Genomic DNA, 15,227 nt, shown 5'->3' with positions numbered 1-15,227 from the left:
GGGAAATCACCGGCCGCGCGCGGGCGCTTCCTCGCTCCGCCCCTCTCTCAGCGGGAGAGAGGGCATCAGTCGAGAAGAAAGGTGTAGGAGTACTTCATCTCCGTGGAGACGGCCTCGCCGCCCTTGATGGCGGGCTTGAAGCGGAAGCGCCTGATGGCGTCCCGCGCCGCCTCATCCAGGCCGTAGCCCGGCCCCTTGAGAATCTTCGCGGCCACCACCCGGCCCTCGTTGTCGATGGTGATGGACAGCGTCACCGTGCCCTCGATGCCGGCGCGGCGCGCCTCGTCGGGGTAGGGAATCTTCACCTCGGAGGCCACGGTGGGCTCGGAGTCCACCTGGTAGATGGGCGTGTACTTCGGCGCGCTGTAGGCCCGCACCTCCTGCGGCGCCTTCGCCTTGTCGGCGGTGCGGCCGTAGAGCGTGTTGCCCACCGGGGCGGCGAAGCTGCCCGCGCTCGTGGTGGAGGACATGGACATGCCCACCACCAGCGGCGCCGGCTTCGCGGCCGGAGGGGGCGTCTCGTTGGGCGGCGGCGGCGCGTCCACCGGGGGAGGAGGCAGGGGCTTCGGTGCCTCGGCCACCTTCACCGGCGGAGGACGCACCCGCACCTTCGGCGGAGGGGGCGGCTCGGGCTTCGGCTCCTCCTTCACCACGGGCGGGGGCGGCTTCTGGACCTCCACCATCACCAACTCCACCGGCCGCTGCACCACCGGACGGTCCACGCGCCCGTTGTGCAGCACCACCAGCGCCAGCCCGTGCAGCGCGAGCGAGCCGACCACGAAGCCCACCAGCAGCCCGTTGCCTCCGCGCCTCGGCGCCACCCACGCCCTGTCGTCGAGCACCAGCTCACTCATGGGTTTCGCGTCAGCCCCGCGGCGCGGTGGGCGCGACGTCCTTTTCGATGTTGAGCGCGAACTTCGCGATGCCCTGGCCCTTCACCACGTCGATGAGCCGCATCACCCGGCCATACGGAATCGACTGGTCGGCGCTGATGATGGCGCGGGTGTCCTTGTCCTTCGCCACCTGCTCGGCCACCTTCACGGACAGGTCCGCCTCGCTCACCTCGGCACCGTCGAAGAAGAGCTTGCCGTCCTTGTCGAGCACCACGTTGACCAGGCCCTGCACCGTCTCGCCGCCGTTGGCCGCGCGGGGCAGGTCCACCTCCACCGTCTCGCGGACGATGAAGTTGGCCGTCACCATGAAGATGATGAGCAGCACCAGCACGATGTCCACCAGCGGCGTGACGTTGATGCCGGTGATTTCCTCTTCGTTGTCCTGCGCGCTGCCCGCCATGACTAGCGGACCTCCGCGCGCAGGCTGCCCACCAGCGCGTGGCCCAGCGCATTGGCGCGGCTGGTGAGCGTCTTGAGCTGGCGGTTGAAGATGTTGAAGGCCACCACCGCCGGAATCGCGACGGCCAGGCCCACCGCCGTGGCGACGAGCGCCTCGGAGATGCCGGCCATGACGGTCTGCTGAATCGCCGCGCCCTTGGCCCCCATGGCGCCCAAATCATGGAAGGCCTTGATGATGCCGAGCACCGTGCCGAACAGGCCGATGAAGGGCGCGTTGTTGCCCAGCGTGCCGAGGAAGGACAGGAAGCGCTCGTACTGGGGACGCTCGCGGGCCATGGTGGAGGCAATCACCTGCTCCACGGTGTCCGCGCCCTGGGAGGAAGAGGCGAGGCCCTCGCGGATGATGGCGGCCTCCATGCCCTTCTTGCCTTGAATGGCGACGCGCACCGCCTCCAGCTCGCCGCGCGCCAGCCGCACCGCTAGGCCTTCCGAGTCCGACAGCCGGTTGCGGGCGAAGTACACCGCCCGCTCCAGCATGATGGCGATGGAGAGCACCGAAAGGCACACCAGCACCCACAGCACCCACTCGGCGGAGCTGAGCGTCACTCCGAGCAGCTTGCTGCTGAGCCAACCCAGGTTTTCGGGAGCCTGGGCGAAGACGATGGACGACATGTTTTTCCCCTCGTGAAACACGTTGGCGCGAAGGGAACACCGGCCGCCCGGAAATGTGTCACCGGAGACTTTTCAGCCCTTCTTCCCCGCCTTCGTCTCGGCGGCCTGGATGAGCTCCAGGTGCTGCTGGTCCTCGGGCGTCAGACGTGCGTCCGTGTAGGCGGGGTCCGGCTGGTACCAGGGCTCCCGGGTGAAGAAGTCCTGGAGGTCCTTCGCCTGGAAGACGCGGCCGCGGCGGGCATACACGGCGTTGCGCAACAGGCGCAGCTGCGCCGGGGACAGCAGCACGAGCGCGTCCGCCGGCAGCTTCCCCTCCAGCGAGCGGATGGCGGCGGCCAGGAGCAGGTTCTGCCCATAGGGACAGGACAGGCGCTTGCGCGCGTCCGCGGGCTTCACCCCCGAGGGCAGCGGCCAGAGCTGGTCCAGCGTCACGTCCTCCAGGGCCAGCTCGGAGATGACGGTGTAGTGCTCGCAGTACGCGTAGAGCGCGCGGGTGAAGGCGGCGGCGTCCCCTTCCGTCGCCTTCACCAGCGTGTCCCACAGCGGCGCGCGGCCCGCGGCCACCATGACGGGGCGCACCTTCGCGCGCACCGGGACGTCCGCGTAGGACTGGGAGCCGAGCAGCAGGTTGACGGCTCCCTTGGAGAGCGCCTTGTCCTTCGACGCGGCCACCAGCGCGTCCACGCCCAGGCGGAAGGACTCCGCCGTCTGCTCGCCCTGCTTCACATTCTTGAGGGAGAGGCCCCTCATGCAGCTGAGCGCGTCGGCCTTGCTGGGACGGCCCTCCTCACACTTCGAGAGTTCCTGCGGCGTGGCCCTGCCCAGCAGCACCCTGGGGTACAGGTCGACCTCGCACAGACAGCTGCTCGCCAGCGCGCTGGGGGCGGCAAGCAACGAAGCGAGCATGGTGAAACATCCGAGGAGACTGGTGGGCAGTTTCATGCGCCGGGAACGATAGCCTACGCTCCGCGCAGGAGACCCTCTCTTGTCCTTCCTCCTCTATCCCTCGCGGGAGCGCACCGTCTTCCAGGATGGCGCCCCCCTGCTGTGGCAGCTCGGGCCCTACGTGGCGCTCTTCCAGCGGCCGGAGCTGGGGACCACGGGCGCGCTGCTGGCGCGGCGCGTGGCGGAGGACGGCAGCGAGCACGGTGACGTGCTCATCCACCAGCTGCCCACCGGCTCCGCGCGCACCCAGGACGCGGTGGACATCTTCCGCGAGGAGTGGCGGCTGGCGACGCTCCTGTCCCATCCGAACATCCTCCACACGCAGGACACGTGGCTCGACACACAGGACGGCGCGCCCCGGCCGCTGTTCTTCCAGCTCGTCACCGACTACGTGCCGGGCGAGACGCTCTCCACCGTGCTCGCCGCGCTGGACGCGAAGGGCGCGCGCATGCCCGTGTCGGTGGCGCTGGCCCTGGCCGCGCAGGTGGCGCACGGACTGCACGCCGCGCACGAGGCCACGGACGCGGAAGGCAAGCCGCTGGGGGTGTTGCACCGGGACGTGGGGCCCGCGCACGTGCTGCTCGGGTACGACGGCGGGGTGCGGCTGTCTGGCTTTGGCATTGCCCGCACCGCCGTGCGGCTGATGAGCGGCCCCATCTTCAAGCACCTGGGCTCGCAGCCGCCGGAGGCGCAGCGCAAGGGCAGCGGGCAGGTGGACCGGCGCGCGGACGTGTACGGGCTGGGCGTGACGCTCTACGAGGCGCTCACCGGCGCGGACCCGTTCCGGAGGCCGCTGGACTACGACTCGCTGAAGGCGGCGATGACCGGGGACGCGCCGCCGCCGGGCAAGCACCGCCCCGAGCTGTCTCCCATGGTGGAGGCAGTGGTGATGCGCGCCATGGCCCCGAAGGCCGGGGACCGCTACGCCACCGCCGCCGAGCTCGCCCGCGCGCTGGAGGCGCTGCGCACCACGCTGACGACGGTGGATGCGCGCGAGGAGGTGGCGGCGTTCCTCTTCGAGCTGTTCGGTGAGGAGCGGATTCGAGCTCGCACGCGGGTGCCGTCGCTGGAGGAGCTGCGGGGCCGGGCCGCCGCGGCCGCCGCGCTGGAGGCACTGCCTTCCGCTTCAGAGCAGGAGCCGGAGGACGCGGTGACGCCCGCTCCGCGCCGGGGGACGCGCTTCATTCCGCACTCGCGGCTGATGATTCTCTGCGGCGGCGCCCTGCTGCTCATCGTGTCCGCGGTGCTGACGCGGGTGGCGAAGACGCGCGAGTCCTTCGTCGCGGAAGTGACGGAAGTGGCTCACGAAGGGCGCGGGCGCGCGGTGTCGTGCCTGGACGGTGGCGGCGCCGAGCGCGTGCCGGTGCAGCTCATGCTGGACGGCCAGGGCCGCGCCGAGGCGAAGGTGGCGGGCCCGCTGGCGGGCACCGTGGCCGCGCGCTGCATCGAGGACGCGATGACGGCGCTCCCCTACCCGCACAAGCGCGGCATGCCAGTAACGGTGGAAGTGGCGACTGGCGCGCCGTGACCGGGCTCCCCACCTCACGGTGGGGAGCCGATGGCCGGAGTCACCGGGCCAGCTGCTGCCTGCTACGGCGACGTGAGGCGGTTGCGACGTCCCCAGAACGCCAGGGCCAGCAGGCCCAGGAGCGGCGCCAGTCCTCCGCCAGGAGACGAGGCACAGCCACAGCCCTGCGACTCGGACTCCGACGCCACCGTGAAGGCGCGCCCGTTGGAGGCCCGGCTGACGTTGCCCGCCGCATCCGTGGCAACCACCGTCATCGTGTGCGGGCCCTGCGCCAGCTCCTGCTGCGAGTTGACGCTCCACGCCCCCGCCGTGCCCACGGTGGCCGTACCGATGACGAGCCCATCCACGGACACCGTTACCGTGCTGCCCGCCTCGGCGGTGCCCGAGAAGACCAGCCCACCGGGTGCCACCGTCGCTCCTTCCGCCGGTGTCACCACCTCGGGTGCAGCCGGGGCCACGCTGTCCACCGTGAAGCGGTGCGGAGCGGACGGCTCGCTCGTGCTGCCCGACGCGCGCACGGCCGTTGCCGTGGCGACGTGCTCGCCCTGGGACAGGGGCGAGGCCAGGGCGAGGCTCCAGCTCCCCGAGGTGGTAGCAGTCACCGTCCCCACCTCGAGCCCGTCCACGAGCACGGTGACGGCGCTCCCCGGCTCCGCGGTGCCCGAGATGACGGGCGTCGCGGTGTTGATGAGCGCCGCCGGAGCCGTGAGCACCGGCGCCGGCGGGGTCGACGTGTCCACCGTGAAGCTCCTGGGCGCCGACGGCTCACTGGTGTTCCCGACGGCGTCCGTGGCGATGGCCACCGCCGCGTGCGCTCCCGGTGCCAGCGGTGCGGCCAGCTCGAGGTTCCAGAGCCCCTGGGCGGTGGCCGTCACCGTCCCCACCACGATGCCATCCACGGACACCGTCACCGTGCTGCCCGCCTCCGCCGTGCCCGCAATCTCCGGCTGCGCCGTGTCGACGTCCGCTGGAGGCCCCAGGAGCACGGGCGCCGCCGGGGCCACCGTGTCCACCGTGAAGACTCGCACCGCGGACATGAGACTGGTGTTGCCCGCGGCGTCCGTGGCGGTGGCGCTCACGGTGTGCTCCCCCTGGGCCAGCGGAGCGGCCGCCGTGAAGCTCCAGGCGCCGGAATCGCCGACAGTCGCCGTCCCCACCACGACTCCATCCAGTCGCAGCGTCACCGTGCCGCCAGCCTCCGCGGTGCCCGAGAAGAGGGGCGTCGCGGAGTTGACGCGCGCGTCCGGGCGGGTCAGCACCGGCGCGGCCGGGGGCACCGCGTCCACGGTGAAGTCGCGGGGAGACGAGACCGGGCTGAGATTGCCCGCGGCGTCCGTGGCGGTCGCCGTGGCGGTATGCGCTCCGTCGGAGAGCGGTGACACCGGGATGAAGGTCCAGGTTCCCGAAGCGGTGACTGTCACCGTGCCCACTACCGTCCCGTCCAGCGTCAGCGTCACCGTGCTGCCCGCCTCCGCGGTGCCGGCGAAGGTGGGCGCCCGGGTGTTGACGAGCGCGGCCGGCGCCGTGAGCACGGGTGCGGCCGGGGCCACCGTGTCCACGGTGAAGCCGCGCGTCGCGGAGGCCGGACTGATGTTGCCCGCGACGTCCGTCGCCGTGGCGCTGGCGACATGCGTCCCCTGCGCCAGCGGCGAGGCCGGCGTGTAGCTCCAGGCTCCCGAGTCACTGGCCGTCACCGTGCCCACCACCGTCCCGTCCAGCGTCAGCATCACCGTGCTGCCCGCCTCCGCGATGCCGGAGATGATGGGCGTCGTGGTGTTGACGAAGGCAGCCGGGGCCAAGAACACAGGCGCGGACGGAGCCACCGAGTCCACGGTGAAGCTGTGCGGCTCGGACGCGGGGCTGGTATTGCCCGCGGCGTCCCTGGCGGTCGCCGTCGCAACGTGCACCCCCTGTGATAGCGGTGAGGCCGGCGTGAGACTCCAGGCCCCCGAGGCGTTGGCTGTCGCCATGCCCACCACGCTGCCATCCACCCGCACCGTCACGGTGCTGCCCTGCTCCGCGGTGCCCGAGATGACAGGCGTTCTGGTGTTGACGAGCGCGGCCGGCGACGTGAGCACGGGTGCGGCCGGGGCCACCGTGTCCACGGTGAAGCCGCGTGTCGCGGAGGCCGGGCTGATGTTGCCCGCCGCGTCTGTCGCCATGGCGCTGGCCGCATGCGTCCCCTGCGTCAGCGGCGAAGCCGGCGTGTAGCTCCAGGCGCCCGAGTCACTGGCCGTCGCCGTCCCCACCACCGTCCCGTCCAGCGTCAGCGTCACCGTGCTGCCCGCCTCCGCGATGCCGGAGATGATGGGCGTCGTGGTGTTGACGAGCGCCGCGGGGGCCGTGAGCACGGGGGCAGCCGGAGCCTGCGTGTCCACCGTGAAGCTGCGCGACGCGGAGGGCGGGCTGATGTTGCCCGCCGCATCCGTGGCGGTAGCGGTCACCGAGTGACTTCCCTGGGTCAGCGGCGAGGCCGGAGTCAGGCTCCAGTCCCCCGAGGCACTGGCCGTCACGGTCCTCGCGGTGCCCCCATCCACCTTCACCGAGACGGTGCTCCCGGGCTCCGCGCTGCCCGAGATGGTGGGCGTCGTGGTCCTGACGAACGCGGCCGGCGCCGTGAGCACGGGCGCGGCCGGCGCCGTGACGTCCACGGTGAAGGTGCGCGGCCCCGAGACAGGGCTGGTGTTGCCCGCCGCATCCGTCGCCGTGACGCGGGCCACATGCTCCCCCTCCGCCAGCGGCTCGGTCGGCGTGTAGCTCCAGTTTCCCGAGGAAGGAGTCGTCACCGTCCCCACCACCGTCCCGTCCAGCATCAGCGTCATCGTGGTCTGCGGCTCCGCCGCTCCCGAGAGGGTGGGCGTCCGGGTGTTGACGAAGGCCGCCGGTGAGATGATGACGGGCGTGAGCGGAACCACCGTGTCCACCGTGAAGGTGCGCGGCGCGGAGACAGGGCTCAGGTTGCCCGCCGCATCCGTGGCCGTGGCCGTGGCGGTATGGGGCCCTTCCCACAGGGCCGAGGGCACCTGGAGACTCCAGGCCCCCAGGTCATCGGCCTGCACAGACCCGACCAAAGTCCCATCCAACGAGACGGTGACCGTGCTGCCCGCCTCCGCCGTCCCCGCGAGGATGGGCCTCACGGTGTTGACGAACGCCGCCGGAGCCGTCAGCGCCGGCGCTGGCGGCGGGCCGTCGACGTGGACCACCGCGCCGCCGGTGATGGCGTTGGTCGTCACGTTCATCAGGTAGTACCCATCCAGCAGGGACGGCACGCGCACTCCGACCGAGGTGCTGGAGAAGCCCTGGATGAACACGGGAGTCCGCCGCCCACCCTCCAGCGCGGTGAGAAAGACCAGGGGATGGTTGGTTGCGGAGCCCTGGGTGTTGCCGCCGCTGGACTCGGAGATGCCGCGCAGGCCGCTGCCGCTCACCGTGACGCTCACTCCCGACTGGAGGGAAGGCGGGGGCGTCACGACGGGGCGCCAGGCCTCCAGGGCGCCCGTGTCCTCGTACAGCTCCGCGCTCGCCAGCACGCCCGCCGACGCGCTTCCACCCACCGCGAGCACCCGTCCGCCGGGCAGCACCGTCGCGGTGGAGTCGGCACGGGCGGCCGCCAGCGGCCCCACGGCACTGAAGGTCCCCGTGGACAGCTCATAGACTTCCGCGCTGCCCAGGCGGCCCGCGGTCCCCAGCCCCGAGGCCACCAGCACCCGCCCCGCGGGCAGCAGCAGCGCCACATGGCGGGTGCGGGCGGCGAGCATCGAACCCGTGGCGCGGAAGGTGCCGAGCACCGGGTCATACAGCTCCGCGCCGGCCACGGTGCCCGAGGCGCCTCCTCCTCCGGTCAGCAGCACCCGGCCCGTGGGCAGCAGCGTCGCCGTGTGGTCCGCACGCGCGGCCAGCAGCGAGCCCGTCGCACTGAAGGTGCCCGCCGCCGGGTCATACAGCTCCGCGCTGGCCAGGGGGCCCGAGGCGGACTGGCCGCCAGCCATGAGCACCCGGCCCGTGGGCAGCAGCGTCGCCGTGTGCCCGAAGCGAGCCGCGGCCAGCGAGCCCGTGGCGAGCCAGGTCCCCGTCACGGGAGCGTACAGCTCGGCGCTGAGCAGCGGGCCCGAGGCGCCGCTGCCGCCCGCCACCAGCACCATGCCTCCCGGCAGCAGTGTCGCCGTGTGCCGCGAGCGGGCCGTGGCCAGCGCGCCCGCGCTGCTCCAGCTGCCCACCGCCGGGTCATACAGCTCCGCGCTGGCGAGCAGGCCGCTCGTTCCCTCTCCGCCCGTCACGAGCACCCGGCCCGTGGGCAGCAGCGTCGCCGTGTGGCGGGAGCGGGCCGTGGCCAGCGCTCCGGCGCTGCTCCAGCTCCCCGCCGCCGGGTCGTACAGCTCCGCGCCGGACAGGAGGCCGGAGGCGCCCTGCCCACCGGCGACCAGCACCCTGCCGTCGGGCAGCAGCGTCGTCGTGTGCGAGGAGCGAGCGGCCCCCAGCGGGCCCGTGCCGCTCCAGGTGCCCGTCACCGGGGAGTAGAGCTCCGAGGTGCGCGTGGGGCCCGAGTAGCCTCCGGCCACCAGCACCGCGCCGCCGGGCAGCAACGTCGCGGTGTAGTCGTAGCGGAGCACGCCCATCGGGCTCGCGGCGCTCCAGGTGCCCGTCGCCGGGTCATACACCTCCGGTTCGTAGAGGAAGGCCGAGCCCTGGCTGGAGGTGTACGAGTACCCGCACCCCACCAGCACCTTGCCGTTCGGAAGCAACGTCGCCGAATGGAACTGGTGAGGCTTTGCCAGCGAGCCGGTGGCGCTCCAGGTGCCCGTCGCCGGGTCATACAGCTCCGCGCTCGCAAGGGTGTTGGAAAGCGTTCCTCCATTGTCGCCTCCCGCCACCAGCACCTTGCCGTTCGGAAGCAGCGTCGCCGTGTGGTCATTGCGGGCGGCCACCAACGAGCCGGTGGCGCTCCAGGTGCCCGTCGCCGGGTCGTACAGCTGCGCGACGGCCGTGAGGCCGTAGCCTCCCGCCACCAGCACCTTGCCGTTCGGAAGCAGCGTCGCCGTGTGGGAGCCCACGGCCCTCACCATCGTGCCGGTGGCGCTCCAGGTCCCCGTCGCCGGGTCATACAGCTCCGCGCTGGCGAAGGGGGTGCCGTTGCAGTCGCCACCTCCCGCGACGAGCACCTTGCCCGTGTTCAGCAGCGTCGCCGTGTGGCCGCAGCGCGCGGTCACCATCGAACCGGTGAGGCTCCAGATGCCCGTCTCCGGCTCGTACAGCTCCGCGCTCGTGATGACGTTGCGTCCCGTGGTCGCACCCGCGGCGACCAGCACCCGGCCATCGGGAAGCAGGGTCGCCGTGTGGAACTCACGCGCCTGGGCCAGGCTTCCCGCGGAGCTCCAGGTGCCCGTCGCCGGGTCGTACAGCTCCGTGGTGGCAATCTGGACGCCCCATCCGCCTTCACTGTCACCCGCCGCCACGAGCACCTTGCCGTCGGGCAGCAGCGTCGACGTCTGCCGGTAGCGGGCCCCCGCCATGGAACCCGTGGCGCTCCAACCCGGGTCCACCACCACGGGGCCCTCCAGCCCCTCCAGCCCCACCTCCAGGTCCACCCTCAACGTCCGCCCCTGCAACGCCCACCGCGGCAGGTTCCCCGGGCCGCCCCGGCCCGCGGGCTGGACGCCCCACAGCCGCGCCTGGCCCTGCCGGCTGCGCCCCGCCGCGTCCCGCGCCACCGCGTAGTGCAGCCGCACCACCGGCACCTGCGCGCCGTCGAGGAACTCCAGGTACTCGCCCGCGTCCCGCACCACCTGGATGCCCTCGGGCACCTCCACCTCATAGGAGGCCCGGTACGGCGTCCCTCCGGCCTCCATCACCACGAACTCCTCCGCCCGCTCCGTCAGCCACAGCCCCTGCTGCTCCAGCCCCTGCCCGCCCGCCACCGTCCAGAAGTGCTTCGCTCCATAGAAGGTCGCGCCCTTGCCGGGCCTCGCCGCCGCGGCGGCGCGGGTGTCGCGCGGCCTGGCGCGGAACACGTAGCCCCGCGTGGCCACCTCCACCTCGCCGTCTTCCGTGGCCGGCAGCCGCACCCGCAGCGCCGTCGCCGCATCGAGCGACTCCTGCCGCGACTCGGGCTCCGCGCCGCCCACGAGCTCCGGGAAGTACGCCCGCGCCAGCAGGAGCGCGCTCTCCTCGCTCGGAGCGTCCTGCCACGCCCTCACCGAGGGTGCTCGCGCGGGAGGCTGGAAACGCGGGGCGCGAGGCGCGGACTTCCACGGCTGGGGCTCTCGCGGTGCCTCTTCCCGAAGCTCTCGCGGGCGCCCCACCGCCACCCCGCCACCTTCGAGGGTGCGAGCCCCGGCCGACTCCAGTCCCTCGTTCTGGCTACATGCCAACCCCACACACACGAGGGCCAGCCACGTCAGGGCTTCCGCCCGCGAAACCCTTACAGACGCCGCACTCCGGCCCTTCCGCTGCACTGGTGTCAAAACCGCCCCCAGGAAATCATGTCCACGGGGCGCAAACACAGGCCCCCGGAGGGGGAGCCGATAACACAGACATCGATGCAAGAAAAACCGAAGGCGCCTCGTTCCACGCGCGGGAGCGCCGGCTCCACGGTCGGATTGACTCCGCTGCAATCCCTGTCATCGAGCCCGCGGGCGCGGGCACTCCCGGGCCCCACGTGTGTCAGACTTCACCCGGCCGGAAGGGCCCGCGCGGGCTCAGGCCAGGCGCTCTTCCCGGCCGCGGAAGTAGTCGCTGAGCTTCGCGCCCTCGCCGGAGGAGCTGCGTGCCACGGCCGGAGCCTTCTCTCCCGTGACGGCCTCCACCGCCTTCTTGAGGAGCAACGGCAGGGCGGCGCCGACGATGAGGTACTGGCGTGCGGGCAAATCTCCATCCCCCCCGAACCACGCCCAGACCGCCAGGCCGGAGCCGAGAATCATCAGGCCGGTGATGACCCAGTACCCCACGGACTTGATGAGCTGCTTGTAGCGCGGCGTCGAGAGGTGCTCACGCAGGCCATACCAGTGCAGCAGTTCCTGGAGCGCGCTGCCCAGCGCTCCGACGAGGATGATTTCCAACGTGCCCATGACACTCCCCCAGTCAGTCTCCAGGTGGCTGGAGGGGACCGACCGGAGGATGTGACGCGGGGGGCGCGGCTTGCGCCCGGACGCCCGCCGGCTCAGCTGCCCGAGGCGCCCTGCTTCTCCACCCGCGTGAGCAGGCCGGTGAGTCCCTCGAAGGTGGCGTTGCCCACCTGGTGCAGGCCGAAGCCCCAGAGGAAGGCCGTCATGCCCGCGCCGAAGCCGCCCCACGTGGGCGAGAAGACGTTGAGGAGCTGCAGCCCCAGCGCCACCGCCACGCCGGTGAGCAGGAGCAGCACGGACAGCTCCACCAGCCACATGTGTCGCGGTGACGGGAGCGGTATCCCCTCGAAGTCCCCCAGCGCGGGCAGGCCGGTCGGAGCCTCCGGCAGCGCGGAGAGGCTGCCTCCCGTGGGAGCGCCGGGACTGGCGACTGGTGACGGGGCAGCCTCCCCTCCTTCCACCAGCGCATCCATGACGGAGCCTGTCGCGACGCGGTGGTAGGGCTGCTGGTAGCGGGAGAAGGCGATGCGCGCCTCGTCGTACCGCAGCGCGGCCTCGTGCGGCGCCTCCGACGCGAGCGCCTTGTGCGCCTCGCCCAGCTTCGCGCTCACGGCGTCCAGCGTGGCCCGCTGCGCGTCCGTGGTGGCCTCCTCGCGCGCCCGCTCCACCTCGCCGCGCAGCTCCTTGACGAGCCGGCGCACGTAGACGGCGTGGGCGCCCTGGTACAGGCGGAAGGCATCATCCACGCTGGCCTCCGCCGTGGCCCGGGCCTGCCGCAGCCGCTCCTTCACGTCCGTCGTCAGCTCGCGCCACTCCACGTCGTCGAAGCCGAAGCTGCGCGGCGCATGGACGGCCGCCACCGCCGTGGACAGCTCCTCGCACAGGATGTCGAAGTACGAGCGGCGGGCCAGCTCCAGCTGCTGCCGCGCCGTCGCCACGTCCGACCGGTCCAGCTTGTCGCCCACCGTGTCGAGCAGCGGCAACAGCTCGTACGTGAGCCGGAAGCCCAGCGAGTCATCCTCCCCGCGCTGCTTCACCAGCGCGCGCGCCTGCCGGGTCATGTCCTCCAGCTGCGCCTTCAAGCCCGCGCTCGCGAGCCCCACCACGTCCAGCTCCCGCACCGACTTGAGCCGCGCGTCGAGCTGCTCGGGGGAGGTGTCCTGGCTTCGCAGCGCGTCCTCGACCTCGTCGAGCAGCTTGCGGGCCTGCGAGGGGCGGACGGACTCCGGCAGCGCTTGCAGCTTCTTCGAGGCGTCGCACCACGCCTCGTAGAGCCGCAGGCGGGGCTCCATCGCCGCCAGCTCCTCGTCGCCCACCCGGATGCCGCGCACCGGCTTGCGAATCTCCGACACCAGCGTGTCCACCTGGGCCCGCACCGCGCGGCCCACCTCCTGCGCGTCCGTGTCCTGTCCCGACATCAGCGACTGGAGGCGGCGGCGCAACGCCAGGGCCCGCTGCAGGCGCTGCGCCCGGGGGCGGATGCGCTGCGTGTACAGCCGCACCGCGTACGACGACAGTGCCCCCAGCGCGATGAGCACCGCGCCCCACGTCCACGGCGAGCGCACCCAGACGGTGAAGGACTGCTCCACGGGCACGCCCGCCGGCACGGCCACGCGCACGGTGCCGGTGTACTCGCCCGGCCCGTCCAGGCCGCGCAGCTTCAGCACCAGCGCGCCGCTGCCATGCGCGCCCACGGGGATGCGCCCCTGCAGCGAGCCCAGGTCCTGGACGCCCCCGTCCGCCAGCACGCCCTCCACCACGAAGTCGGCGCCCTCGAACTCCGGCTGCACCAGCGCCGTGCCCAGGTCCGGCGCCTTGCGCTGGAGGTTGAGCAGCCGGGGCGCGGAGATGACCCCCGCGACGCCCGCCGTCTCCTTGAAGGGCAGCCGCACCGTGGCGTCCACCGAGTGCCAGCCCCACCCCGACGAGGCCACCGCCGGGGACGCCGCCACGAATTGCAGCGTGGGCGCCGCCTGCACGCGGGTGACGGTGAGCGCCGTCGTCTCGCGCCCGCCCGCGTGAATCAGCACCACCTGCCCCGTGAAGTCCCCCACCGTTGGCAGCTTTCCGGACACCTCCACCTGGAGCGGCTGCCGCGCGGTGAGGCTCGCGGTGGCGCCGCCGTCCGCGGCCCCGCCCACCGTCGCCGTCAGCGGCACCTGCACGCCGTCCTGCGACTGGAGCGGGTCCACCAGCACCGTCACGCCGCCGGGCACCTCCTCGTCCACGCTCACGCCGCCATCCGTCGCCACGGTGGACAGCAGGTCCACGCGCAGCACGTGGCGGAAGTCCTCCGACGGCGTGCGCAGCTTCACCTCGTTGCTGGCGTTGGCGCCGGCCACGCGCAGCCGGGACGTCTGCGCCCGGGCGGACATCCACGGCGCGGAGAGCAGCAGGCACAGCGCGAGGCGCACGAGGCTCGCGCCACGGAGGAAGGGGGAGGAACGGCGGGAGGCATGTTCCATCCACCGACGATAGCAGGCACGCCCCACGGCTCCAGTTCGCGCACCCGGCCAACGCTGTCCCAGCAACTCCAGCCACGCACCCAGGGCACCTCGCGGGACAGTCCGTCGCGGCCCCGCGCTCGGGCCCTCAACTCCAGCCACGCACCCAGGGCACCTCGCGGCACAGTCCGTCGCGGCCCCGCGCTCGGGCCCTCAGCTCCAGCCGAGCACGTCGAGCACCTCCCGGGGCAGGCTGTCGCGGATGGTGTCGGTGGGGATGCCCTCGTTGTGGCCCAGCGAGGACGGCATGCGCGGGCCGCCGCTGTGGTGCAGCGCGGCCAGGCGCAGGTCCCGCGTGAAGCACGGCGCGCCGGAGGAGCCCGGCCCCGTGCAGGGGCGGTACACCACGCGCGTGCGGGACGCGTTGACGCCGAGGAACTCGTCCACGGCCACGCTCATCGGCCGGCCCTCCGGGTGCTGGACGATGAGCACCAGGCTGCCGGGCAGGAAGGGCTCGCGGGCGCGGGGCAGCTCCAGCCAGCCCCGCTGCTCGCCGTCCACCTGCGCCTCTCCCGGGACGCCCTCCACCTGGAGGAAGGCGTAGTCCAGTTCGTCCGTGCGCGCCTCGCGAGGCCTGGGGTGCATCAGGTCCGCGGGGCTGTAGCGGCTGTACGCCAGGCACTTCGTCACCCGGTACACCGTGCCCGACTGGAGCAGCGTGCGGCCCGGCAGCACCTTGTGGTCGAAGCGCACGCGCAGCGACTCCAGCAGCTTGTTCTCGATGACGTGGAAGTTGGTGAGGACGACGTTGGGTGACACGAGGAAGCCGGTGCCCAGCGCCGCGCCCACCTGGGGCTCCACGCGGCACACCCGCCGTTCAATCGATGACAGCCGCCGCCGCCACGCCTCCGGCGCGCCGCCCATCCGCCCGGGGCCGAAGAGGCGCTCCAGGCTGACGCGGGGAATGCTCCGCTCCACGGACGCGAGGTAGGCCTGCACGAAACGGAACAACCGCCGGTGGCGGGGGTGGGCCTCGTACGCGCCCGCCACCAATTCGCGCGTCCACCCTTCCGACTCCGCCCGGTGGATGAGCTCGAAGATGCGCTCCCGCGCGCTGCCGGAAGCCACGAGCGACTCCAGCCCCTGGCGCCGGGCGGACTCCACCACGCGGCGCAGCTGCTCCAGCGAGGGGAAGGCGCTGGTCAGCACCCGCAACAGCTCGTCTTTTTCCGCGCCGTCGAGCTCCATGGTTGTCACCCGCGACGAGGCCATCCACGAGGCAGGC

General features: G+C 72.6%; 9 protein-coding genes. 1 reads left to right on the top strand and 8 read right to left on the bottom strand.

Going from position 1 to position 15,227, the window contains the following annotated elements:
* Window positions 1–65 precede the first annotated feature (65 nt).
* From ACX9TP_RS05365 to ACX9TP_RS05350, 4 genes are all read right to left on the bottom strand, one after another.
* Entirely contained in the window at window positions 66–854 is a 789-nt protein-coding gene (locus ACX9TP_RS05365) for an energy transducer TonB (RefSeq protein WP_482978633.1), read from the bottom strand.
* Between the two features lie 10 nt (window positions 855–864).
* The gene (locus tag ACX9TP_RS05360; protein ID WP_482978632.1) at window positions 865–1,293 is read right to left on the bottom strand and encodes an ExbD/TolR family protein; all 429 of its coding nucleotides are present in this window, start codon (window positions 1,291–1,293) and stop codon (window positions 865–867) included.
* 2 nt (window positions 1,294–1,295) lie between these two features.
* Complete coding sequence (locus tag ACX9TP_RS05355; RefSeq protein WP_482978631.1) at window positions 1,296–1,964, bottom strand: MotA/TolQ/ExbB proton channel family protein; 669 nt, start codon at window positions 1,962–1,964, stop codon at window positions 1,296–1,298.
* A 72-nt stretch (window positions 1,965–2,036) separates the two neighbouring features.
* Window positions 2,037–2,870 carry a YARHG domain-containing protein gene (locus ACX9TP_RS05350; protein WP_482978630.1) on the bottom strand — a complete coding sequence of 278 codons (834 nt, stop codon included), beginning with the start codon at window positions 2,868–2,870 and terminating at the stop codon, window positions 2,037–2,039.
* Between the two features lie 79 nt (window positions 2,871–2,949).
* Between ACX9TP_RS05350 and ACX9TP_RS05345 the strand changes: the two genes are divergently transcribed.
* Complete coding sequence (locus ACX9TP_RS05345) at window positions 2,950–4,437, top strand: serine/threonine-protein kinase (protein ID WP_482978629.1); 1,488 nt, start codon at window positions 2,950–2,952, stop codon at window positions 4,435–4,437.
* A gap of 62 nt (window positions 4,438–4,499) precedes the next feature.
* Here ACX9TP_RS05345 and ACX9TP_RS05340 read toward each other — a convergent pair whose 3' ends face one another.
* The 4 genes from ACX9TP_RS05340 to ACX9TP_RS05325 all read right to left on the bottom strand — a co-directional run bounded on the left by ACX9TP_RS05340 (window position 4,500) and on the right by ACX9TP_RS05325 (window position 15,190).
* Entirely contained in the window at window positions 4,500–10,631 is a 6,132-nt protein-coding gene (locus ACX9TP_RS05340) for an Ig-like domain-containing protein (RefSeq protein WP_482978628.1), read from the bottom strand.
* 501 nt (window positions 10,632–11,132) lie between these two features.
* Window positions 11,133–11,501: a hypothetical protein gene (locus ACX9TP_RS05335; RefSeq protein WP_482978627.1), complete on the bottom strand. Its 369-nt coding sequence runs from the start codon at window positions 11,499–11,501 to the stop codon at window positions 11,133–11,135.
* Window positions 11,502–11,593: 92 nt separating this feature from the next.
* Window positions 11,594–13,912: a hypothetical protein gene (locus ACX9TP_RS05330; RefSeq protein ID WP_482978626.1), complete on the bottom strand. Its 2,319-nt coding sequence runs from the start codon at window positions 13,910–13,912 to the stop codon at window positions 11,594–11,596.
* Window positions 13,913–14,155: 243 nt separating this feature from the next.
* Window positions 14,156–15,190, bottom strand: coding sequence for an effector-associated domain EAD1-containing protein (locus ACX9TP_RS05325; RefSeq protein WP_482978625.1), 1,035 nt, complete (start codon window positions 15,188–15,190; stop codon window positions 14,156–14,158).
* Between the last annotated feature and the right edge of the window lie 37 nt (window positions 15,191–15,227).

Source organism: Pyxidicoccus sp. M15 (genome assembly GCF_056858435.1).
This window is presented reverse-complemented; position numbering and strand designations above follow the sequence as displayed.

Coding starts and splice junctions, on each gene's coding strand:
- ACX9TP_RS05365 (WP_482978633.1), bottom strand. CDS start 854: ATGAGTGAGCTGGTGCTCGACGACAGGGCGTGGGTGGCGCCGAGGCGC.
- ACX9TP_RS05360 (WP_482978632.1), bottom strand. CDS start 1,293: ATGGCGGGCAGCGCGCAGGACAACGAAGAGGAAATCACCGGCATCAAC.
- ACX9TP_RS05355 (WP_482978631.1), bottom strand. CDS start 1,964: ATGTCGTCCATCGTCTTCGCCCAGGCTCCCGAAAACCTGGGTTGGCTC.
- ACX9TP_RS05350 (WP_482978630.1), bottom strand. CDS start 2,870: ATGCTCGCTTCGTTGCTTGCCGCCCCCAGCGCGCTGGCGAGCAGCTGT.
- ACX9TP_RS05335 (WP_482978627.1), bottom strand. CDS start 11,501: ATGGGCACGTTGGAAATCATCCTCGTCGGAGCGCTGGGCAGCGCGCTC.
- ACX9TP_RS05325 (WP_482978625.1), bottom strand. CDS start 15,190: ATGGAGCTCGACGGCGCGGAAAAAGACGAGCTGTTGCGGGTGCTGACC.